The organism is Streptomyces graminofaciens (assembly GCF_030294945.1).
Lineage (GTDB): Bacteria > Actinomycetota > Actinomycetes > Streptomycetales > Streptomycetaceae > Streptomyces > Streptomyces graminofaciens.
In genome coordinates this window covers 9,513,589-9,533,937 of record NZ_AP018448.1, presented here as the reverse complement: position 1 = coordinate 9,533,937, position 20,349 = coordinate 9,513,589, and the positions used below count along the sequence as shown (strand labels likewise).

General features: G+C 72.2%; 22 protein-coding genes. 7 read left to right on the top strand and 15 right to left on the bottom strand.

Annotation, left to right across the window (positions count from 1 at the left end; all coding sequences use genetic code 11):
- Positions 1-213: 213 nt before the first annotated feature.
- The gene (locus SGFS_RS41945) at positions 214-942 is read right to left on the bottom strand and encodes a VIT1/CCC1 transporter family protein (RefSeq protein WP_286257572.1); all 729 of its coding nucleotides are present in this window, start codon (positions 940-942) and stop codon (positions 214-216) included.
- 267 nt (positions 943-1,209) lie between these two features.
- Between SGFS_RS41945 and SGFS_RS41940 the strand changes: the two genes are divergently transcribed.
- The 6 genes from SGFS_RS41940 (at position 1,210) to SGFS_RS41915 (ending at position 8,261) form a co-directional block, all read left to right on the top strand.
- Positions 1,210-2,307 (top strand): ADP-ribosylglycohydrolase family protein, encoded by a 1,098-nt coding sequence (locus SGFS_RS41940; RefSeq protein WP_286257571.1) that lies wholly within the window; start codon positions 1,210-1,212, stop codon positions 2,305-2,307.
- A complete protein-coding gene (locus SGFS_RS41935) occupies positions 2,304-3,539 on the top strand; it encodes an ADP-ribosylglycohydrolase family protein (protein WP_434028140.1) in 1,236 nt (411 codons plus the stop codon). The genes SGFS_RS41940 and SGFS_RS41935 overlap by 4 nt, the downstream gene beginning before the upstream one ends.
- 72 nt (positions 3,540-3,611) lie before the next feature.
- Positions 3,612-4,730, top strand: coding sequence for an ADP-ribosylglycohydrolase family protein (locus SGFS_RS41930; RefSeq protein WP_286260323.1), 1,119 nt, complete (start codon positions 3,612-3,614; stop codon positions 4,728-4,730).
- On the top strand, positions 4,727-6,238 hold the full coding sequence (locus SGFS_RS41925; protein WP_286257570.1) for an ADP-ribosylglycohydrolase family protein: 1,512 nt from the start codon (positions 4,727-4,729) through the stop codon (positions 6,236-6,238). The genes SGFS_RS41930 and SGFS_RS41925 overlap by 4 nt, the downstream gene beginning before the upstream one ends.
- A complete protein-coding gene (locus SGFS_RS41920) occupies positions 6,235-7,434 on the top strand; it encodes a CaiB/BaiF CoA transferase family protein (protein ID WP_286257569.1) in 1,200 nt (399 codons plus the stop codon). The genes SGFS_RS41925 and SGFS_RS41920 overlap by 4 nt, the downstream gene beginning before the upstream one ends.
- Positions 7,431-8,261, top strand: a complete 831-nt coding sequence (locus tag SGFS_RS41915; RefSeq protein ID WP_286257568.1) for an HpcH/HpaI aldolase/citrate lyase family protein — start codon at positions 7,431-7,433, stop codon at positions 8,259-8,261. Before SGFS_RS41920 ends, SGFS_RS41915 begins: the two co-directional genes overlap by 4 nt.
- A 165-nt stretch (positions 8,262-8,426) precedes the next feature.
- Here the strand turns inward: SGFS_RS41915 and lgt are convergent, their stop codons facing one another.
- The 11 genes from lgt to hisI all read right to left on the bottom strand — a co-directional run bounded on the left by lgt (position 8,427) and on the right by hisI (position 17,589).
- Entirely contained in the window at positions 8,427-9,422 is a 996-nt protein-coding gene (gene lgt, locus SGFS_RS41910) for a prolipoprotein diacylglyceryl transferase (protein ID WP_286257567.1), read from the bottom strand.
- A gap of 139 nt (positions 9,423-9,561) precedes the next feature.
- Positions 9,562-10,335 (bottom strand): DsbA family protein, encoded by a 774-nt coding sequence (locus SGFS_RS41905; RefSeq protein ID WP_286260322.1) that lies wholly within the window; start codon positions 10,333-10,335, stop codon positions 9,562-9,564.
- Between the two features lie 128 nt (positions 10,336-10,463).
- Positions 10,464-11,282 carry a tryptophan synthase subunit alpha gene (gene trpA / locus SGFS_RS41900; protein ID WP_286257566.1) on the bottom strand — a complete coding sequence of 273 codons (819 nt, stop codon included), beginning with the start codon at positions 11,280-11,282 and terminating at the stop codon, positions 10,464-10,466.
- Positions 11,279-12,562 (bottom strand): tryptophan synthase subunit beta, encoded by a 1,284-nt coding sequence (gene trpB / locus SGFS_RS41895; protein WP_286257565.1) that lies wholly within the window; start codon positions 12,560-12,562, stop codon positions 11,279-11,281. Before trpB ends, trpA begins: the two co-directional genes overlap by 4 nt.
- A gap of 76 nt (positions 12,563-12,638) precedes the next feature.
- The gene (gene trpM / locus SGFS_RS41890) at positions 12,639-12,869 is read right to left on the bottom strand and encodes a tryptophan biosynthesis modulator TrpM (RefSeq protein WP_286257564.1); all 231 of its coding nucleotides are present in this window, start codon (positions 12,867-12,869) and stop codon (positions 12,639-12,641) included.
- A 22-nt stretch (positions 12,870-12,891) separates the two neighbouring features.
- A complete protein-coding gene (gene trpC, locus SGFS_RS41885) occupies positions 12,892-13,701 on the bottom strand; it encodes an indole-3-glycerol phosphate synthase TrpC (protein ID WP_286257563.1) in 810 nt (269 codons plus the stop codon).
- 131 nt (positions 13,702-13,832) lie between these two features.
- Positions 13,833-14,294 (bottom strand): DUF2752 domain-containing protein, encoded by a 462-nt coding sequence (locus tag SGFS_RS41880; protein WP_434028139.1) that lies wholly within the window; start codon positions 14,292-14,294, stop codon positions 13,833-13,835.
- Positions 14,295-14,457: 163 nt separating this feature from the next.
- Positions 14,458-14,730: an HGxxPAAW family protein gene (locus SGFS_RS41875; protein WP_286257562.1), complete on the bottom strand. Its 273-nt coding sequence runs from the start codon at positions 14,728-14,730 to the stop codon at positions 14,458-14,460.
- Positions 14,731-14,894: 164 nt separating this feature from the next.
- Positions 14,895-15,548 carry a TIGR02234 family membrane protein gene (locus SGFS_RS41870; RefSeq protein WP_286257561.1) on the bottom strand — a complete coding sequence of 218 codons (654 nt, stop codon included), beginning with the start codon at positions 15,546-15,548 and terminating at the stop codon, positions 14,895-14,897.
- Between the two features lie 98 nt (positions 15,549-15,646).
- Entirely contained in the window at positions 15,647-17,131 is a 1,485-nt protein-coding gene (locus SGFS_RS41865; protein WP_286257560.1) for an anthranilate synthase component I, read from the bottom strand.
- An 11-nt stretch (positions 17,132-17,142) separates the two neighbouring features.
- Entirely contained in the window at positions 17,143-17,589 is a 447-nt protein-coding gene (hisI, locus tag SGFS_RS41860; protein WP_286257559.1) for a phosphoribosyl-AMP cyclohydrolase, read from the bottom strand.
- Between the two features lie 168 nt (positions 17,590-17,757).
- On the opposite strand from hisI, the gene SGFS_RS41855 reads away from it, so the two are divergent.
- Complete coding sequence (locus tag SGFS_RS41855; protein WP_286257558.1) at positions 17,758-18,393, top strand: TIGR03085 family metal-binding protein; 636 nt, start codon at positions 17,758-17,760, stop codon at positions 18,391-18,393.
- Between the two features lie 82 nt (positions 18,394-18,475).
- On the opposite strand, the gene hisF is transcribed toward SGFS_RS41855, so the two are convergent.
- The 3 genes from hisF to priA are packed head-to-tail and all read right to left on the bottom strand — an operon-like array spanning position 18,476 to position 20,348.
- Positions 18,476-19,231: an imidazole glycerol phosphate synthase subunit HisF gene (gene hisF / locus SGFS_RS41850; protein ID WP_286257557.1), complete on the bottom strand. Its 756-nt coding sequence runs from the start codon at positions 19,229-19,231 to the stop codon at positions 18,476-18,478.
- Entirely contained in the window at positions 19,228-19,626 is a 399-nt protein-coding gene (locus tag SGFS_RS41845; protein ID WP_286257556.1) for a RidA family protein, read from the bottom strand. The genes hisF and SGFS_RS41845 overlap by 4 nt, the downstream gene beginning before the upstream one ends.
- Entirely contained in the window at positions 19,623-20,348 is a 726-nt protein-coding gene (priA, locus tag SGFS_RS41840) for a bifunctional 1-(5-phosphoribosyl)-5-((5-phosphoribosylamino)methylideneamino)imidazole-4-carboxamide isomerase/phosphoribosylanthranilate isomerase PriA (RefSeq protein ID WP_286257554.1), read from the bottom strand. Before priA ends, SGFS_RS41845 begins: the two co-directional genes overlap by 4 nt.
- Between the last annotated feature and the right edge of the window lies 1 nt (position 20,349).

Here is a 20,349-nt window from a genome sequence, read left to right as displayed (position 1 = left end):
AGGGGTACGGCACGGCGATGGAAGCAGGAGGGAAAACGGACAGATCATTGTCCGTCGACCCGGGGCGCAGGAGGGCCAGGTCGCCCGCCACGGAGGTGCGGTGCGGGCGTCATTGCCCACAGCGCTTACGGCTCATGCCCAGCGGTTAAGCATTCGAAACCGCGTAGTAACGGCTACTTATGCGGTCCCTCGCATACGTAGCCATCCGATCCATCATACGGCCGCACCGAACAACGTGCCCAGGGCGTACGTCACACCCGCCGCCGCACCTCCGAGGGCGAGCTGTCGCAGCCCGCTGAACCACCAGGTGCGCGCCGTCACCCGGGCCACGAGCGCGCCGCACAGGAACAGCCCGACGAGCGCCACCAGCAGGGCGGGCCACAGCGCGCCCGCGCCGAGGAGATACGGCAGCACGGGCAGCAGCGCGCCGAGCGCGAACGCGCCGAAGGAGGAGACGGCGGCGACGGCCGGCGAGGGCAGGTCGCCGGGATCGATGCCCAGCTCCTCGCGGGCATGGATCTCCAGGGCCTGCTCGGGATCGTGGGAGAGCTGCCGCGCGACCTCACGGGCGAGCTTCGGCTCGACGCCGCGGGACACGTAGAGCGCGGCCAGTTCCTTCTCCTCGTCCTTCGGGTGCTTACGCAACTCCCGTCGTTCGACGTCGAGTTCGGCCTCCACGAGTTCGCGCTGCGAGGCCACGGAGGTGTATTCGCCGGCCGCCATGGAGAAGGCCCCGGCGGCGAGGCCCGCGAGCCCGGCGATGACGATCCCCTGCCGTCCGACCGCCCCGCCCGCGACACCGGTCATCAGCGCCAGGTTGGACACGAGCCCGTCCATCGCTCCGAAGACGGCGGGCCGCAGCCAACCACCGTTCACATCACGGTGGGTGTGGTTGTCGCGGTGCGCCTCGTGCAGTGGGGCTTCGGTGTCGATGAGTGCCATATCTCGAACGTACGCTCGGAAAATCGCTTCTGCCAGCAAGGAAGGCCGTACTTACCTGGGTTCACAGCTGTTCGAGAAACCGTTGCCGCTCATTCGTACATGACCCTGCACAGATGTCGACCGGGTGATACGAGGGCGTTCCGGGGGCCGGTGGGGCGCCCGATGTGGCAGAGATCTTCACAGAGAAATCCTCAGAGCGGATCAACTGTCCATAGGGCCGGAGAGCCCCCGGAGCCGGACAGGCTCCAGGGCCAGAGAGGCGACCGTATGCCTTCCATCGCCTGCATTCCCTCGACCCCGGCGCCGGGGGACGCCGCCGATCTCCGCGAGCGGGCACGCGGGGCCATGCTCGGGCTCGCCGTCGGGGACGCGCTGGGGGCGCCCGCGGAGAACATGAAACCGTCCGAGATCCGGGCGCGCTGGGGGCGCATCACCGGGTACGTGGCCGAGCACCCGTCGGGCACGGACGACACCGAGTACGCCATCTTCTCGGGGCTGCTGCTGGCCCGGCACGGCTCGGCGCTCACGGTCGCGCATGTGGAGACGGCCTGGCACCAGTGGATCGCGGACCTCGACGAGGGCCCGTTCCGAGGGGCGGGCTTCAGCGAGCGCGGCACGCTGGAGAACCTGCGCCGGGGTCTCGCCGCTCCCATCTCCGCCCAGCACCGCCACGCCTGGAGCGACGGCCTGGCCATGCGCGCGGCCCCCTTCGGCGTCTTCGCGTCCGGCCGCCCGGCGGAGGCGGCACGGCTGGTCGCCGTCGACGGCTCGGTGAGCCACGACGGCGAGGGCATCTACGGCGGCCAGGCGGTCGCCGCGGGCGTGGCGGCGGCCATGGCGGGCGCGCCGACGATCGCGGTGGTGGCCTCCGCCCTCGCCGTCGTCCCCGACGACTCCTGGACGGCCCGCTCCCTGCGCCGCGCGGTGGCCGTCGCCCACCGGGGCGAACGCGCGGTCCGTTCCGCGGTCGTCGTCGGCGGCTACCCCTGGACCGACCTGGCCCCCGAGGCCGTCGCCCTCGCCTTCGGCGCGTACGCGGCGGCCGACGGCGACTTCACCGAGTCGGTCCTCACGGCGGTGAACATGGGCCGCGACGCCGACACGACCGCCGCCGTCGCGGGCGCCCTGGCCGGCGCGACCCGGGGCGCATCGTCCATCCCGCCCGAGTGGACCGCCGCGATCGGCCCGGCGCGAGGCAGCTGCCTGCCCTCCATGGCGGGCCATCACGTCCTGGACGTCGCCGAGTTGCTCACCCCCGACGAGTCCGGCAAGTGGGTCACGGGCCCGCCGACCGGCGACCGGGCAGGCCGGGATCCGGCCGCGTACGCACTGACCGTGAACGAAGAGGAGGAGGTACGGCCGTGAATCCGGCGCTGACGGGCGAGCTGTCCGAGTACGAGTCGGGCGGACCCGCGCCCCTGGAAATCCCGGCGGCCGAAGGGCTGTTGCCCAGAGGCGAGGATGCGAAGACCCCTCACCCCCGCCGTATCGAGGGCCTCCTCCTCGGGCTCGCGGCGGGCGACGCCGCCGGGTGGCCGGCCGGCCGGCACCGGGCCGCACGCATGCCGGAGTGGACCCGGCGCCTCACCCGCGAACTCGACACCTTCGCCGAGCAGAACGCGACCACGACACTCCCCGTGCCGATCGCCCTCAACCAGCCGCCCGAGCCTCTGCGGCTCGGCCCGTCCGACGACGCGGAGTGGGCGGCGTTCGCGGCGGAGGCCGTACTGCGCGCCGGGGACGCGGCGGCGCTCGGCGACCTGAGCCTGGAGCGCCGCACCCGCGCCTCGATCGACCTCTCCTGGAACGCCGTGGCCAGCGAGATCGCGGCGGCCGCCGAACGCGCCCCCGAGGTCGAGTCCGCCGTACTGCCGCTGCGCGCCCGGATCTCCGTACGCGCCGGACTCGGCAACCTCGCCACCGGGCTGCGCCCGCCCGCCACCGGCCACGACAACCCGCACTACTTCGACGACGCGGCCTGCGTACGGGCCTGTGTGCTGGCCATCGCCCACCCCGGCGACCCGCGACTGGCCGCCGAGCTGGCCGAGTTCGACGCCCGCTACACCCAGGACGGCGACGGTGTGCACGGCGCCCGCGCGATGGCGGCGGCCCTCGCGCTCGCCCTCGCGGGCGCGGACGTCGACGACTGCGCGGCGGCGGCGCTCGCCGAACTCCCCGAGGAGACGGAGATCGGCCGCAACGCCCGCCACGCGCTGGACCTCGCCCAACGGCACCGGAAGGAAGGCACGTTCGCCCTCATCCCCCTCCTCGAACACCAGATCGTCGACCACGTCTACAGCTATGGCATCGCGGCCGCCGAGACCGTCCCCGTGGCCCTGGCGCTCGCCACCGCCGCCCGCGGCCGGATCGCCGAGGCCGTCCCCGCCGCCGCCTGCCTCTCCCGGGTCGCCGACTCCGCCCCGGCCCTCGCCGGCGCCCTGACCGGCGCGCTCGGCGGCGGCGCCGCGATCCCCGACACCTGGCGGGAAGCCTGCCGCACCCTCTCCGGCTGCGCCCTCCCCCGCCTCACGGGCACCGACCTCGTACACCTCGCCGAACTGCTCGCTGCGACAGAACTCGCCACGCCCGATGGGTGATTCGGGCATGATACTCCTATGTGAGCAAATCCGAACAAACTAACAACTTCCTCCGCGACTCTCGAGGAACGCATCACCGGCGCCCTCGTCGGGGCCGCCGTCGGCGACGCGCTCGGCGGCCCCGTCGAGGGCTACTCCCCCGACCAGATCGCCGAGCGCCACGGCGGCCGCGTCCACGGCGTCGTCGGCCCCTGGAACGGCGACGACTGGCGCACGGCCCGCCCCATCGCCCCGTACCACAAGGGCGACGGCCACGTCACCGACGACACGTTGATGACCCATGCGCTGGTACGGGTCTACGACCGCGTCCGCGACCACCTGGACGCGTACGCGATCGCCGAGCACCTGGTGCCGGACATGATGACGACCCCGCGCTGGATCCCGGAGCTGGAGGCGGAAGCCCTCCCCCTGCACCGGGTGTTCCTCGCCGAGAAGTGGCTCGTGGCCCGTCTCCACTACGGCCACATCGACCCCCGCGAGGCCGGCACCGGAAACATCGTCAACTGCGGCGCCGCGATGTACATGGCCCCGGTCGGCCTGGTCAACGCGGCCAACCCGGCGGGCGCGTACGCCGAGGCCCTCGACCTCGCGGGCGCCCACCAGTCGTCGTACGGCAGGGAGGCGGCCGGTGTCTTCGCGGCGGCGGTGGCGGCGGCGTGCGTGCCGGGGGCGACGGCGGAGTCGGTGATCGAGACCTGCGTGGCGCTGGCGAAGGACGGCACGCGCGCGGCGATCGAGACGGTGTGCGAAGTGGCGTCCCGCTACTCGGACTTCGAGTCGGCACTGCGGCCGCTCCGCGAGGCGGTGGCGGCGTACGACACGGTGGGCCCCGACTACCGAGCCCCGTCGCTGGGCGCCCGCCGCCCCTCCCGCGTCCACGCGATCGAGGAACTCCCCATCGCGTTGGGCATGTTGCTGGTGGCCCGCGGCGACTACCGCCACGCGGTCCTCGGCTCGGTGAACTACGGCCGCGACTGCGACTCCATCGCCACGATGTCCGGCGCCGTCGCGGGCGCGCTGGGCTCGGAGATCCCGGCGGACTGGGCGAAGACGGTGGCGGAGGCGAGCCGCCTCGACCTGCACGCCCCGGCGGCGACCCTGACGGAGGTCGCCCGCGAGATCCACGCACAGGACGTGGCCCGCCGCCGGGCCCACGAGGCGGCTTTCACCACCCTGGCGGCCTCCCGGTGACCCGGCTGCGCCTCACCTGGGTCCAGCCGGAGGACCTGCTGGGCCACGAACTCCACCAGGCGTCCCAGGACGGCCGCGAGCCCTCGGCGATCGCAGCCCGCTGGCGGACGGCGGGCGGCCCCCCGGCCCCCCTCCGCGCCGGCGCGTCCCCCCGCCCGGCCTCCCGCTACCTCCGCCAGCTGGCCGAGGACCTGCTGGACGAACTGGCGGACCTGCCGAGCGGGTTGGCGGACGCCGAGCCGACGGAACTGAACAGGATCCGGGCACTGTGCCCAGCCTGGCCGGACCCCGCTGCTCAGTCCGCGGGCAGTCGTGCAGCCGGGCCGGCTCCCGTCCCGAAGAGAGACGGCACCTTGTCACCGCCGGTGAGCACGCCCCCCGGGGCCCCGGGGGCGGAGCCCCCGGCTTCGGGAAGGGGTGGGCTCGGCGAAGAGAACCCACCCACCCCAGCCACCCACCTCGCGCGCCTGGAAGCCGCCTGGCTGGGCCGAGCCGCAGGCTGCCTCCTCGGCAAACCCGTGGAAAAACTCCCCCTCACCGCCATCCGCCACCTCGCCCAGGCCACCGGCAACTGGCCCCTCACCACCTGGTTCACCGCCCGAGGCGTCCCCGCGGAGCTCCTGGACGCCCACCCCTGGAACCGCCGCTCGGCACAGACCTCCCTCGCCGAGAACATCGACGGCATGCCCGAGGACGACGACCTCAACTACCCCCTCCTCAACCTCCTCCTCCTCCAACGCCACGGCCCCGGCTTCACCACCACGGACGTGGCCCGCCTCTGGCTGGACGAGCTCCCCGCCGGCCGCACCTTCACCGCCGAACGCATCGCCTACCGCAACCTCCTCACCGGCATCGACCCCCCGCACACCGCCCGCCACCGCAACCCCTTCCGCGAATGGATCGGCGCCTTGATCCGCGCCGACGTCCACGGCTGGACCAACCCCGGCGACCCGGCGGCCGCGGCCGAGCAGGCCCACAGGGACGCCACGCTCACCCACACCGCCAACGGCGTCTACGCGGCGATGTACATCGCCGCCACCATCGCCGAGGCGGCCACCGGCACCCACGACATCCACCACTGCCTGCGCACCGGCCTGACCGTCGTCCCCCCGAACTCCCGCCTGGCCAGGGCCGTCGCCCACGCCCTCCGGCTCGCCCGCGACCACACCGACTTCGACACGGTCGTCGACGAACTCCACACCACCTACGCCGACCACCACTGGGTCCACGCCATCCCCAACACGGCCCTGCTCACCGCCGCCCTCACCCACGCCGACGGCGACTTCACGGCCTCCATCTGCCGCGCGGTGTCGGGCGGTTGGGACACCGACTCCAACGGCGCGACGGCGGGCAGCATCGCGGGCATCCTCGCCGGCGCCCCGCAGAAACTCCCGGACCACTGGACGACACCCCTGAAGAACCGCCTGTCCACCTCGATCGCCGACTTCAACGGCATCGGCTTCGACGCGCTGGCCCGACTCACCTTCCGGGAGAGCCTCCACTCATGACTCAGGTGTACGACCCCCCGCTCACCCACCTCCGCGTCCTGGACCTCGCCACCCTCTTCGCCGGCCCCCTCGCCGCCACGATGCTCGGCGACTTCGGCGCGGAGGTCATCAAGGTCGAGCACCCCACGAAGCCGGACCCGTCCCGGGGCCACGGCCCGTCGAAGGACGGTGTGGGCCTGTGGTGGAAACTGCTGGCCCGCAACAAGCGCACACTGACGCTGAACCTCTCCACCCCCGGCGGACGCGACACCCTCCTCCGCCTCGCGACCACCGCCGATGTGGTCATCGAGAACTTCCGCCCCGGCACCCTGGAGAAGTGGGGCCTCGGCTGGAAGGAACTCTCCGCCGCGAACCCCCGCCTGGTCCTGGCCCGCGTCACCGGCTTCGGCCAGTTCGGCCCGTACTCCCACCGCCCCGGCTTCGGCACGCTCGCCGAGGCGATGAGCGGCTTCGCCGCGATCACCGGCGAACCGGACGCCCCGCCCGTCCTCCCGCCCTTCGGCCTCGCCGACTCGATCGCCGGCCTGACGACGGCGTACGCGGTGCTGGCGGCCCTGACCGCCCGCGACCGCACCGGCGAGGGCCAGGTCGTCGACATGGCCATCATCGAGCCGATGCTCATGGTCCTCGGCCCCCAGCCCCTCTGGTACGACCAGCTCGGCCACGTCCAGCCCCGCACGGGCAACCGCTCCGCGAACAACGCGCCGCGCAACACGTACCGCACCGCCGACGGCACCTGGGTCGCGGTCTCCACCTCCGCGCAGTCGATCGCGGAACGGGTGATGCGCCTGGTGGGCAGACCGGAGCTGATCGACGAACCGTGGTTCGCCACGGGCGCGGACCGGGCCCGCCACACGGACGTCCTGGACGAGGCGGTCGGCGCGTGGATCGCCCGTCACACCCGTGAGGAGGTCATCGAGGCGTTCGAGAAGGCGGAGGCCGCGGTCGCCCCCATCCAGGACGTACGGGACGTGATGGCGGACCCGCAGTACCGCGCCCTGGACACGATCACCACGGTCGACGACCCCGACCTCGGCCCGCTGCGCATGCAGAACGTCCTCTTCCGGCTCTCCGCCACCCCCGGCGCCATCCGCTGGGCGGGCCGCGCGCACGGCGCGGACACCGACACGATCCTCACCGAACTGGGCCTGACGGACACGGACATCGCGGCCCTCCGCGAGGAGGGCGCCCTGTGATCCCGCTGACCTGGCTGTACGCCCCCGGCGACCGCCAGGAGGTGGTGGCCAAGGCCCTGACATCCGGCGCCGACGTGGTGATCGTCGACCTGGAGGACGCGGTACCGCCGGCCCGCAAGGAGTACGCCCGCGCGGCCACAGCCGAACTCCTCACCACCATTCCCCCCGTCCCGGTCCACGTACGGATGAACGCCCTGGACACCCCGCACGCGGAGGCCGATCTCAAGGCCCTCTCCCCCCTCCCCGGCCTCTCGGGCCTCCGCCTCCCGAAGATCACGACCTCCGCCGAAGTCGTACGTGTCGCGGAGCGGTCCGCCCCCGTCGAGGGCGGCGCCATGCCCCTCTACGCCCTCCTCGAATCGGCCCTGGGCGTGGAACGGGCCTACGACATCGCCTCCTGCCACCCGGCCCTGCGAGGCATCGCCCTCGGCGAGGCGGACCTCCGCGCCGACCTCGGCGCACGCGACGACGCGGCCCTGGACTGGCCCCGCGCCCGGGTGATCGTGGCCGCCCGAGCCGCGGCTCTCCCGCCACCGCCCCAGTCGATCTACCCGAACGTGCGGGACCTGGAAGGCCTGGCCCACTCCTGCGCCCACGGCCGCGCCCTGGGCTTCCTCGGCCGCACGGCGATCCACCCCCGCCAGCTCCCTCTCATCGCACAGACCTACGCCCCCACCCAGCAAGAGATCGAGTCGGCCGAGAAAATCATCGACGCCGCGGCCCTCGCTCCCGGCGCCCAGGCTCTCCCCGACGGCCACTTCATCGACCCGGCGGTGGTGGCAGGCGCCCACCGCACCATGGCTCTGGCCCGCAGAAGCGCCCCGTAGGGGGCGCGGGGCTGTGACATACGCGGCTCCGCCGCGTGGGCGCGACCAGCCCCCCACAGACCCGCAGCCGACGAACCACACCAAAAACCCACCCGCCCTGAAAGGGCGGGTGGGTGGGGGAACATCCGTCGTGAAGCGACGCTTCAGAGAACCCGAAGCGCTACCTCAACTCTTCTCGGCGGACGAGGCCTGCTTCTCGCTCTCGGCGGCCTCAGAAGCCTCGGGCTCCTTCTCGTCCGACGACTCCGCGGCCTCCGCCTTCTCGTCCGACGACTCCGCCTTCTTCTCCGAGGCCTCCGCGTCCCCGTCCTTCTCAAGGTCCACGACATCCCCGTCCCCGTCGGAGGCCCCCGGCTCCACAATCTCCTCGCGCCCCGGCCGCTTCCGGGCCGACAGCACGATGTAGACCACGGCCAGGATGAACACGAACAGCGCGGTCCAGTTGTTCAGCCGCAGCCCGAGGATGTGGTGGGCGTCGTCGACCCGCAGGTACTCGATCCAGAACCGCCCGACGCAGTACGCGGCGACGTACAGCGCGAACGCCCGCCCGTGCCCGAGCTTGAACCGGCGGTCGGCCCAGATGACGAGCAGCGCGACGCCGATGCACCACAGCGACTCGTACAGGAACGTCGGGTGGTACGTGCCCGGCATCCGCCCGTCCGTGGAGGACGTGATCTTCAGGGCCCACGGCAGGGTCGTCTCCTTGCCGTACAGCTCCTGGTTGAACCAGTTGCCCCAGCGCCCGATGGCCTGGGCGAGCGCGATACCGGGCGCGACGGCGTCGGCGTACGCGGGAAGCGGGATGCCACGACGGCGGCACCCGATCCACGCGCCCACGGCACCGAGCGCGATCGCGCCCCAGATGCCGAGGCCGCCCTCCCAGACCTTGAAGGCGTCGACCCAGTCACGGCCCTCGCTGAAGTACAGCTCGTAGTCCGTGATCACGTGGTAGAGACGTCCGCCGACGAGGCCGAAGGGCACGGCCCAGACCGAGATGTCGGCGACCGTACCGGCCCGCCCGCCCCGGGCGATCCAGCGCTTGTTGCCGAGCCAGACGGCTACGAAGACACCGATGATGATGCAGAAGGCGTAGCCGCGCAGCGGGATGGGGCCGAGGTACAGCACTCCGCGCGACGGGCTGGGAATGTAGGCAAGTTCCATGGCAAGGTCGACGCTACCTTGCCGGGCCCGGCCCACGGCCGGCAGCCCGACAACGGCTCGATAACGCCGTACCACACAGACATTGACGCCCCATGTGCCCCGCGGACCCCACCGGCCCCACCACGACACCGGCCGTGCCTCACCCCTTGGCGTTCTCCTGCACCAGCTGCTTCAGCTTCGCCGGGGTCATCGTCTGGTCCTGGTAGATGTTCTTGCCGTTGAGGAGGACGCTCGGCGTGCCCGAGAAGCCGCCCTTCTGGAAGGCCTCGTTCGACTTCACGACCCAGCTGTTGTGCGTGCCGTCCTCGACGCAGGAACGGAAGGCCGGGGTGTCGAGGCCGTCCACCTTCTTGGCCAGGTCGATCAGCTTGGCGTCCTCGGCGAAGGCGTCGTCGGTCTCGGCGGGCTGGTTCTCGTACAGCGTGTCGTGGTACGCGGTGAACTTACCGGCGTCCTGTGCGCACGCGGCGGCGTTCGCGGCCTTGAGGGATCCGCTGCCGCCCATGTTCCCGTCGATCAGGGTCGCCAGGTGGTACTCGACCTTCAGCTGACCGGCGTCGGTCAGCTCATGGATCGTCGAGCGGTACGCGTCCTCGAAGGACTTGCACGCCGGACAGCGGAAGTCCTCCCAGACTGTGAGGGTGGACTTGGCGCCCGTCTTCCCGGCAGGGATCGCGAGGCTGTCCTCGCCATTGGCCCCCGAGGGCACGATCACCGGGCCCGAGCTCTCGGTGTCGTCCTTGCCCGCGTTCGCCGCCACGATGCCGATCACTGCGGCCAGGCCCAGGACGCACACCACCGACGCGCCCACGATCAGCGCGCGTCGGCGCTTCTCGACGGTCTTCTGCTTCGCGCGTTCCTCCGCCAGCCGCTCACGGGCGGTGCGCTTTCCCTCACGGTTCTTCTCGCTCACATCCCGCAGAACGAACCGGGGAGGCACACAGCGCCTCCCCGGCCCCAGTTCCACCCGTTCGAGTGGCGGTTCTGGCGTCACGTAGCGTCACGCCGTACGACAAACGGGTGAACGCCACCCGCTGCGGGTCACACGCCCGCGCGCACACCCTTCGCCAGCTCGCCCGCGAGCTCCCGTACGGCGTCCAGGCCGGCCTGCTCGTCCGGCGCGTCGAGCATCCGCTTCACGAACGCGGACCCGACGATCACACCGTCGGCGAACCCGGCGACCTCGGCGGCCTGCACGGCGTTGGAGACGCCCAGGCCGACGCAGACCGGCAGGCCCGAACCCGTGGCCCGGGTGCGCTGCACGAGGTCCTGCGCCTGGGCGCCGACCGACTCGCGTGTCCCCGTGACCCCCATCAGGGAGGCCGCGTAGACGAAGCCGGAGCCCGCCGCGGTGATCTCGGCGAGCCGGGCGTCCTTGCTGCTGGGGGCGACGACGAAGGCGGTGGCGAGCCCGTGCTTCTCGGCGTGCTCCCTCCACAGCGCCGACTCCTGGACGGGCAGGTCGGGCAGGATGCACCCGGCACCGCCCGCCTCGGCCAGCTCGGCGGCGAACCGCTCGACGCCGTAGCGGTCGATGGGGTTCCAGTACGTCATCACGAGCACCGGCTTCCCCGTGGCCTCGAAGGCCTCGCGGACCGTACGCATGACGTCCGCGATCTTGACGCCGCCGCGCAGGGCGATGTCGTCGGCGGTCTGGATGACGGGGCCGTCGAGGACCGGGTCGCTGTGCGGCAGCCCGACCTCGACGACATCGGCGCCGCCGTCGAAGACGGCCTTGATCGCTTCGATGCCGCCGTCCACGGTCGGGAACCCGGCCGGGAGGTAGGCGATGAGCGCGGAGCGGCCCTCGGCCTTGGCGGCGGCGAGGGTGTCCGACAGCAGCTGAATGTTCCCGCTCACTTGGCGTCCCCCTCGATCTCGGCGGTCCCGGCGGCGCTCGCCGCGACCTCGGCGTCGGTGTCGTACAGGCCGAAGTAACGGGCGGCCGTGTCCATGTCCTTGTCGCCGCGCCCGGACAGGTTGACGACGATCAGCCCGTCCTTGCCCAGCTCCTTGCCGACCTCCAGGGCACCGGCGAGCGCGTGGGCGCTCTCGATGGCCGGGATGATGCCCTCGGTGCGGGACAGCAGACGCAGCGCCTGCATGGCCGCGTCGTCGGTGACCGCGCGGTACTCACCTCGACCGGAGTCCTTGAGGTAGGAGTGCTCGGGCCCGATGCCCGGGTAGTCGAGACCGGCCGAGATCGAGTACGGCTCGGTGATCTGGCCCTCCTCGTCCTGCAGGACGTACGACCGCGAGCCGTGCAGGATGCCGGGCTCACCCGCGGTCAGGGTCGCCGCGTGCTCGCCGGTCTCGAGGCCGTGCCCGGCGGGCTCGCACCCGATGAGGCGTACGGAGGCGTCCGGGATGAAGGCGTGGAAGAGACCGATGGCGTTGGAGCCGCCGCCCACGCAGGCGACGGCCGCGTCGGGCAGTCGCCCGGCGCGCTCCAGGATCTGCCGCCGGGCCTCGACGCCGATGACCCGGTGGAAGTCACGGACCATGGCGGGGAAGGGGTGCGGTCCCGCCACCGTGCCGAAGAGGTAGTGGGTGCGGTCGACGTTGGCGACCCAGTCGCGGAAGGCCTCGTTGATGGCGTCCTTCAGCGTGCGGCTGCCGGACTTCACGGCGACGACCTCGGCGCCGAGCATGCGCATCCGGGCCACGTTGAGGGCCTGGCGCTGGGTGTCGATCTCGCCCATGTAGATGGTGCACTCGAGCCCGAAGAGCGCGCAGGCGGTCGCGGTGGCGACGCCGTGCTGGCCCGCGCCGGTCTCGGCGATGACGCGGGTCTTGCCCATGCGCCTGGTGAGCAGGGCCTGACCGAGCACGTTGTTGATCTTGTGGGAGCCGGTGTGGTTGAGGTCCTCGCGCTTGAGGAACACCCGGGCGCCACCGGCGTGTTCGGCGAACCTCGGCACCTCGGTGAGGGAGCTGGGCCGGCCGGTGTAGTTGACGAGCAGATCGTCGAGCTCGCGGGCGAACTCGGGGTCGTGCTTCGCCTTGTCGTACTCGACGGCCACCTCGTCCACGGCGGCGACGAGGGCCTCCGGGATGAACTTGCCGCCGAAGGCCCCGAAGTAGCCTTCGGGGCTGGGGACTTGACCCTCGGGGTCGGGGATGAAGAACTCGCTGGGCATGCGGAAACCTCACGGTGAGTGTGTGTTGGGCACTGATCGCCGTGGGGCGGGGATGTGTCGGTCGGCTGCCGGCCGTTCAGTGGCCGGTCGCGCCCGTGCGGCGGTGGCCGCGAATCAAACAGAGCCCCGCGCCCCTGACGGGGCGCTGCCATCGCATGCCGTTCACCTGGCCCGGCTCGTCACCGATGACGTACCGCACCCTGCGGCCATGCACCCTGCGCGCCGGCGCGCGACAGCCACGGGGGCGGCAGCCGCGTGCGAGGCGGGCGTACCGGTCCGTGGCCGTCATGGTGGTCGTGAGCGTCATCGGGGCCAAGCCTAGCGGGCGGTCAGCTGCGCCCGTGCCGCAGTGCCGGGTGCGTGCCCGCCGCCACCAGGTCGGCGACCGCGGTCTTCGGGTCCTTGCCGGTGACGAGGGACTCGCCCACGAGGACGGCGTCGGCGCCGGCGTTGGCGTACGCGATGAGGTCGTGCGGGCCGCGGACGCCGGACTCGGCGATCTTGACGATGCTGTCGGGGATCTCGGGGGCGACCCGCTCGAAGGTGGAGCGGTCGACCTCGAGGGTCTTGAGGTTGCGCGCGTTCACGCCGATGACGCGGGCGCCGGCGTCGACCGCCCGCTCCACCTCGTCCTCGTCGTGCACCTCGACGAGCGGGGTGAGCCCGATGGACTCGGCGCGCTCGATCAGCGACTCCAGGGCCGGCTGGTCGAGGGCGGCGACGATCAGCAGGGCGAGGTCGGCGCCGTACGCGCGGGCCTCCCACAGCTGGTACGAGGTGACGATGAAGTCCTTGCGCAGGACGGGGATGTCCACCCGGGCCCGCACGGCCTCCAGGTCGGCGAGCGAGCCGCCGAAGCGGCGCTGTTCGGTGAGGACGGAGATGACGGCCGCGCCGCCCGCCTCGTAGTCCGCCGCGAGGCCCGCCGGGTCGGCGATCGCGGCCAGCGCGCCCTTGGAGGGGCTGGATCGCTTGACCTCGCAGATCACCTTGACGCCGTCGCCGCGCAGTGCGGCCGCGCCGTCCTTGGCCGCCGGAGCCTTCGCCGCGCGCTCCTTGAGCTCGTCGAGGCTGACGCGCGCCTGCCGCTCCGCGAGGTCGGCACGGACTCCGTCGATGATCTCGTCGAGCACACTCACGCGAGCGGCCCCCTTCCAGACGGTTGACAGTTCGAAGCATTACTAGCGGTCACTGCGATGGTATCCGGAGCGGGGCCCAGGCCTCGCATCCGGTTGACAGCGGTCCCACTACCTGGACATTCACCATTTGATCAAGGATGGAGCCAGCCACCGAACGGTAGGTTCCGGACAACGGTGAAGACCAGCGTCAACGTGCCCATACTCCACAGTTGCACGGTCCCGAGTGCGATGCGCATCGGGCGCCCTCGGACCGCCCGGACCACCCAGACCGTCCACAGCACCGCGAGGCCGAGGAAGCCCGCCACCGCGAGCGCGTTGTCGGTGAGGGCGGTCGCGAGGTCGCCGTGGGCGAAGGCGTGCGCGCTGCGCAGTCCGCCGCAGCCCGGGCAGTACAGGCCGGTGACACGGAAGAGCGGGCAGACCGGGTAGTGGCCGGGCTCGTTGGGGTCGACGGCGGCGACGTACGCGAAGGCCGCGCCGACGGCCGCGAGGACCCCGGCGGGGACCCACAGCCCGCGCAGAACGGCCCCGGCGGCCCTACCGGCCGCGCGGTCGGCGCCCGGTGGTGCCAGTGGCTGGCTCTCGGCTTTCACATCCGCATTCTGCCCCGCGCGGGCGCCGGGCGCGCGCGAAGGGCGCCCCCGGCTCGTATGCCGTCGGGGCGCCCCTGTGCGGATGATCGACTGTCACGGCCGCCGTGCTCCGCGGAAGGCGGAAGATCGGCTCCTCGCGGGAGGGGTCGGCTCTCGGCGCGTGTCAGCCGTTGGCAGCGGCAGGCTCGGGGGTCACGGCCTCACGCTTCGCCACCGACGCGGTCTCCCACACTGCGTGGTGGTCCTTCGGCTGACCCAGGCCCATGGACCGCATGATCATGCCGACGACACCGCCGAGGACAGTGATGACCATGCCGGCCCAGAAGCCGAGCGGCTCGGCCATCACCATGAAAGCGCCCGCGACGCAGAAACCGATGAAGGAAATGGTGACGCCGGTCCAGGCGGCCGGGGTGTGACCGTGGCTGCTGCCCGCCATGACTTGCTCCTCGTTGTTCAATGCGTGGTGCTCGAGGCCCGCGGTTGGTCCGTGTGGCCCGAGCGTGTGGTGAGTCGGACGCTCGTCGTCCATTGTCCCGTACTCACGAACGCGCCGTGAGCGGGGGTCTGTCGTCGTACGCCGCCGGGTTGTCGCCCCGGCCGCTACGTCGGGTCCGGTCCCGTGGGGTCCTCCCCGCGGTCGAGGGCCTTCCACATGTCCTCGGGGCGGTCGGGGTCGACGGGCTCGGCTTTGCGGGGCCGGGGGGTGCCGTCGCGTTCGTAGCGGCCGGACATCGCGGGCCACAGGCGTCCGTAGCGCAGCGCGAGCAGTCCGGCCAGCAGGATGAGGGCGCCGCCGGCGGCCGCGACATAGGGCCAGCCGGTGTGGCTGAGCGCGCCGACGGTCGCGGAGGTGTCCCCGGAGGCCTCGGCGGCCTTCTCGTCGAGCGCGGAGCTGTCGGAGGCGCCGAGCAGCGCGGCGGCGACGGTGCCCGCGCCGGAGAGGGCGAGCAGCAGGGCGACGAGGACGCGCCCGGACCGGCGTACGGCGAAGACTGCGACGAGTGCGGCGAGGCCCACTATGGCGAGGGCCGCGGGGACGCCGGTGACATCACTGCCCTTGGCGGTCAGCGGGAAGGCGCCGCCGGCCACCGACGCGGTGCCCTCCGCCCACTGCTGGCGGGTGGCGAGCAGGGCGACGGCGGCGCCGAGCGCGCCGCACAGCAGGGCGAGGGCGAGGCTGCGCCGGCCGGAGCGCGCGCGGCGGGCGAACGCGGGTTCGGAACCAGGGTGAGGTACTGCGGTCACGTACTCCACTATCGCCTGCTCGCCGCTCCCGCCGTCACCGGGTTCACCGTGTCCCGTGCCACATTCGCCGGCGCCTTGGCCGGGGCCTGCCGCGTAGACCGCTCGCCTCACCCCGCCTCGTGCAGTCGGTTCGCCGTGTGGACCGCGCGGAGGACCGCCGCCGCCTTGTTGCGGCACTCGTTGTCCTCGGCGAGGGGGTCCGAGTCGGCGACGATGCCGGCTCCGGCCTGGACGTAGGCCGTGCCGTTGCGCAGCAGGGCCGTGCGGATGGCGATGGCGGTGTCGGAGTCGCCCGCGAAGTCGAGGTAGCCGACGCAGCCGCCGTACAGGCCCCGGCGGGAGGGCTCCAGCTCGTCGATGATCTGCATGGCGCGGGGCTTCGGGGCACCGGAGAGGGTGCCGGCGGGGAAGCAGGCGGTCAGGACGTCGAAGGCCGTGCGGCCCGCGGCGACCCGGCCGGTGACCGTGGACACGATGTGCATGACGTGCGAGTACCGCTCGACGGACATGAAGTCGACGACCTCGACGGAGCCCGGTTCGCAGACCCGGCCCAGGTCGTTGCGGCCCAGGTCGACGAGCATCAGGTGCTCGGCGCGCTCCTTGGGGTCGGCGAGCAGCTCGTCGGCGAGGGCCTGGTCCTCCTGCGGGGTCGCCCCGCGGTGTCGCGTACCGGCGATGGGGTGGACCATGGCGTGCCCGTCCTCGACCTTGACCAGGGCCTCGGGGGAGGAACCGACGACGTCGAAGCCGTCGAAGCGGAACAGGTACATGTACGGGGAGGGGTTGGTCGCCCTGAGGACCCGGTAGACGTCCAACGCGCTTGCCACGCACGGTGTTTCGAAGCGCTGTGAGGGGACGACCTGGAAGGCCTCGCCCGCGCGGATGCGCTCCTTGATGTCCTCGACGGCTTCCTGGAAGTCGGGGCCGCCCCAGAGCGCGGTGTACTCGGGCAGTTCCGAGGGCGGCAGGACCGCCGGGGGCTGGGCGACGGGCCGGGAGAGGTCCGTCTGCATGGCGTCGAGGCGGGCGACGGCGTCGGCATAGGCCTCGTCGACGCCCGTGTCGAGGTCGTTGTGGTTGATGGCGTTGGCGATGAGCAGGACCGAGCCCTCCCAGTGGTCCATGACCGCCAGGTCGCTCGTCAACAGCATCGTCAGCTCGGGCAGTTGGAGGTCGTCCCGCTCGCCGGGCCCGATCTTCTCCAGGCGGCGCACGATGTCGTAGCCGAGGTAGCCGACCATGCCGCCGGTGAAGGGCGGCATGCCCTCCTGGTGCGGGGTGTGGAGCGCCTCGATGGTGGCGCGCAGGGCGGCGAGGGGGTCGCCGTCGACGGGGACACCGACGGGCGGGGTGCCGAGCCAGTGGGCCTGGCCGTCACGCGCGGTGAGGGTGGCGTGGCTGCGGACGCCCACGAAGGAGTACCGGGACCAGGAGCGGCCGTTCTCGGCGGACTCCAGGAGGAATGTGCCGGGGCGCTCTGCGGCGAGCTTGCGGTAGAGCGCGACCGGGGTGTCGCCGTCGGCGAGGAGTTTGCGGCTGACGGGGATGACGCGGCGGTCGGTGGCCAGCTTGCGGAACGTCTCGAGGTCCATGGCGGCTGACCTTACTGATCCAGTGACGGTACGTCGGAATCGGCGCCGCCTTCGGCGGCCTTGAGGACGTCCTCGTCGAAGCAGGTGCGGGCGCCCGTGTGACAGGCGGCGCCGACCTGGTCGACCTTGACGAGGACGGTGTCGGCGTCGCAGTCCAGGGCCACGGACTTCACCCACTGGAAGTGACCGGACGTGTCGCCCTTCACCCAGTACTCGCGGCGGCTGCGGGACCAGTAGGTGCAGCGCCCGGTGGTGAGCGTGCGGTGCAGGGCCTCGTCGTCCATCCAGCCGAGCATGAGCACCTCACCGGTGTCGTACTGCTGGGCGATGGCGGGCAGGAGTCCGTCGGTGCTGCGCTTGAGGCGCGCGGCGATCTCGGGGTCCAGCGCGCTGGGGGCGCCGGGGCCGGTGGGGGCTCCGGGACTGTGTTGGCTGCTGGAGGACGGCGTGCTGGTCATGCGGCCATTGTGCCGCGCCCCGGTGACGGGCCCGTCCGGTTGTCCACAGGCCGGACCCTCTTGTCGTACAAGTCGCACGAGTGCGCGACCCACATCGGGCAAGTGCGCGCCGCGACCCACCGGGACCTTGGCTGCACGGACCGGAGGGCCCGGTCGTAGGCTGGCGTCATGTCGACCCATGCCAAGCGTGAACGGCTCCTTTTCGCCGACCTGTTGGAGACCACCGGCCCGGACGCAACCACCCTGTGCGAGGGCTGGAGCACCCGCGATCTGGCCGCCCATGTGGTGGTGCGCGAGCGCCGCCCCGACGCCGCCGGGGGCATACTGATCAAACAGCTGGCGTCGCGCCTGGACCGGGTGATGGAGGAGTTCGCCGCGAAGCCGTACGAGGAGCTGATCCAGCTCGTGCGGACCGGCCCGCCGCGGTTCTCGCCCTTCTCTCTCAAGCAGATCGACGAGGCCTCGAACACGATCGAGTTCTACGTCCACGCCGAGGACATCCGCCGCGCCCAGCCCGACTGGTCGCCGCGCGAGCTCGACCATGTCTTCCAGGACGCCCTGTGGTCCCGGCTGGAGCGCACCTCGCGGCTGATGGGCCGCGGTTCCCCGACCGGCCTGGTGCTGCGCCGCCCCGACGGCCGTACGGCTGTGGCCAAGCGGGGCACGCCGGTCGTCACGGTCACCGGCGAGCCGTCGGAGCTGCTGCTGTTCCTGTACGGGCGGCAGCAGGTGGCCGATGTGGAGCTGGAGGGCGACAAGGACGCGATCACCAAGCTGCACGAGACCAAGCAGCTGGGTATCTGAGGAGGCTCGCCTCCCCTTCCCCGCTGCCCAGCGGTAAGCCCCGGCCGCCTGGCGACCGGGGCTTGCAACAGGACCGACGGCGTCACCTCACCGGGTGACCCGCCTCCTTCAGTGCCTGCTTCACCTCGCCGATCCGCAGATCGCCGAAGTGGAAGACCGAGGCCGCCAGGACCGCGTCCGCGCCCGCCTCGATGGCCGGGGGGAAGTCCGCGAGGCGGCCCGCTCCCCCGCTCGCGATCAGCGGCACGGTGACGTGCTTGCGTACGGCTTCGATCATCTCGATGTCGTAGCCGTCCTTCGTGCCGTCCGCGTCCATCGAGTTGAGCAGGATCTCGCCCGCGCCCAGCTCGGCGGCCCGGTGCGCCCACTCGACGGCGTCGATGCCGGTGCCCTTGCGGCCGCCGTGGGTGGTGACCTCGAAGGAGCCGGATTCCGTGCGGCGGGCGTCGACCGACAGCACCAGTACCTGGCGGCCGAAGCGCTCGGCGATCTCGCGGATGAGGTCCGGACGGGTGATGGCCGCCGTGTTCACGCCGACCTTGTCCGCGCCCGCCCGAAGCAACTTGTCCACGTCCTCGGCCGTACGGACACCGCCGCCGACCGTCAGCGGGATGAAGACCTGCTCGGCGGTGCGGCGCACCACGTCGTAGGTGGTCTCGCGGTTGCCCGACGAGGCGGTGATGTCCAGGAACGTCAGCTCGTCGGCGCCCTCGGCGTCGTACACCTTGGCCATCTCGACGGGGTCGCCCGCGTCGCGCAGGTTCTGGAAGTTCACGCCCTTGACGACGCGGCCGTTGTCCACGTCCAGGCAGGGGATGACTCGTACGGCGAGGGTCATGCCGGTCCTTCTTCTCGGTATGCCTCGACCTCGACCTCGACGACCAGGCCGGGGTCCACGAGACCGGAGACGATGATCATGGATGCGGCGGGCCGGACGGCGTCGAACAGCTCCTTATGAGCGCGTCCGACCTCGTCCACGTCCCGGGCATGGGTGAGGTACATACGCGTACGTACGACGTCGTCGCGGCCCAGACCGAGCCGGTCCAGCGCCCCGAACGCGACGTTGAAGGCGTTGATCGCCTGGTCGTACGGGCCTCCTCCGGCGATCTGGCCGTCCACTATCGACGTGCAGCCGGAGACCAGCACCAGGCCGTTCGGCAGTTGCACCGCCCGGGAGTACCCGAAGGCGTCCTCCCAGGGCGCGCCGGTGGAGACGCGTCGTACGCCGGTCACTCGGCCACCGCCTCCAGGGCCTCTTCCAGGGTGAACGCCTTGGCGTAGAGCGCCTTGCCGACGATGGAGCCCTCGACGCCGAGGGGCACCAGCTGGGCGATGGCGCGGAGGTCGTCGAGGGACGACACACCGCCGGAGGCCACGACCGGACGGTCCGTCGCCGCGCAGACGTTCCTCAGCAGCTCCAGGTTCGGGCCCTGGAGCGTGCCGTCCTTGGCGATGTCCGTGACGACGTACCGCGCGCAGCCCTCCTTGTCGAGGCGCTCCAGCGTCTCGTAGAGGTCGCCGCCGTCGCGGGTCCAGCCGCGGCCCTTCAGGGTCGTACCGCGCACATCCAGGCCCACCGCGATCTTGTCGCCGTGCTCGGCGATGACCTTGGCGACCCACTCGGGGGTCTCCAGGGCGGCGGTGCCGAGGTTGACCCGGGTGCAGCCGGTGGCGAGGGCCTTCGCCAGGGAGGCGTCGTCCCGGATGCCGCCGGACAGCTCGACCTTGATGTCCATCGCCCGGGTGACCTCGGCGACCAGGTCCCGGTTGTCGCCGGTGCCGAACGCGGCGTCCAGGTCGACCAGGTGCAGCCACTCGGCGCCCGCGCGCTGCCAGGCGAGGGCGGCCTCCAGCGGGGAGCCGTAGGAGGTCTCCGTGCCGGACTCGCCGTGCACGAGCCGGACGGCCTGGCCGTCGCGGACGTCGACGGCGGGGAGGAGTTCGAGCTTTGCCATG

Bases quoted from the DNA above. Each gene is read 5' to 3' on its own strand.
- trpM (WP_286257564.1), bottom strand. From the start codon at position 12,869: ATGACGCTCACGACCACCATGACGGCCACGGACCGGTACGCCCGCCTC.
- SGFS_RS41875 (WP_286257562.1), bottom strand. From the start codon at position 14,730: ATGGCGGGCAGCAGCCACGGTCACACCCCGGCCGCCTGGACCGGCGTC.
- trpB (WP_286257565.1), bottom strand. From the start codon at position 12,562: ATGCCCAGCGAGTTCTTCATCCCCGACCCCGAGGGTCAAGTCCCCAGC.
- priA (WP_286257554.1), bottom strand. From the start codon at position 20,348: ATGGCAAAGCTCGAACTCCTCCCCGCCGTCGACGTCCGCGACGGCCAG.
- SGFS_RS41865 (WP_286257560.1), bottom strand. From the start codon at position 17,131: ATGGACCTCGAGACGTTCCGCAAGCTGGCCACCGACCGCCGCGTCATC.
- hisI (WP_286257559.1), bottom strand. From the start codon at position 17,589: ATGACCAGCACGCCGTCCTCCAGCAGCCAACACAGTCCCGGAGCCCCC.
- SGFS_RS41920 (WP_286257569.1), top strand. From the start codon at position 6,235: ATGACTCAGGTGTACGACCCCCCGCTCACCCACCTCCGCGTCCTGGAC.
- SGFS_RS41855 (WP_286257558.1), top strand. From the start codon at position 17,758: ATGTCGACCCATGCCAAGCGTGAACGGCTCCTTTTCGCCGACCTGTTG.
- hisF (WP_286257557.1), bottom strand. From the start codon at position 19,231: ATGACCCTCGCCGTACGAGTCATCCCCTGCCTGGACGTGGACAACGGC.
- lgt (WP_286257567.1), bottom strand. From the start codon at position 9,422: ATGGAACTTGCCTACATTCCCAGCCCGTCGCGCGGAGTGCTGTACCTC.
- SGFS_RS41940 (WP_286257571.1), top strand. From the start codon at position 1,210: ATGCCTTCCATCGCCTGCATTCCCTCGACCCCGGCGCCGGGGGACGCC.
- SGFS_RS41945 (WP_286257572.1), bottom strand. From the start codon at position 942: ATGGCACTCATCGACACCGAAGCCCCACTGCACGAGGCGCACCGCGAC.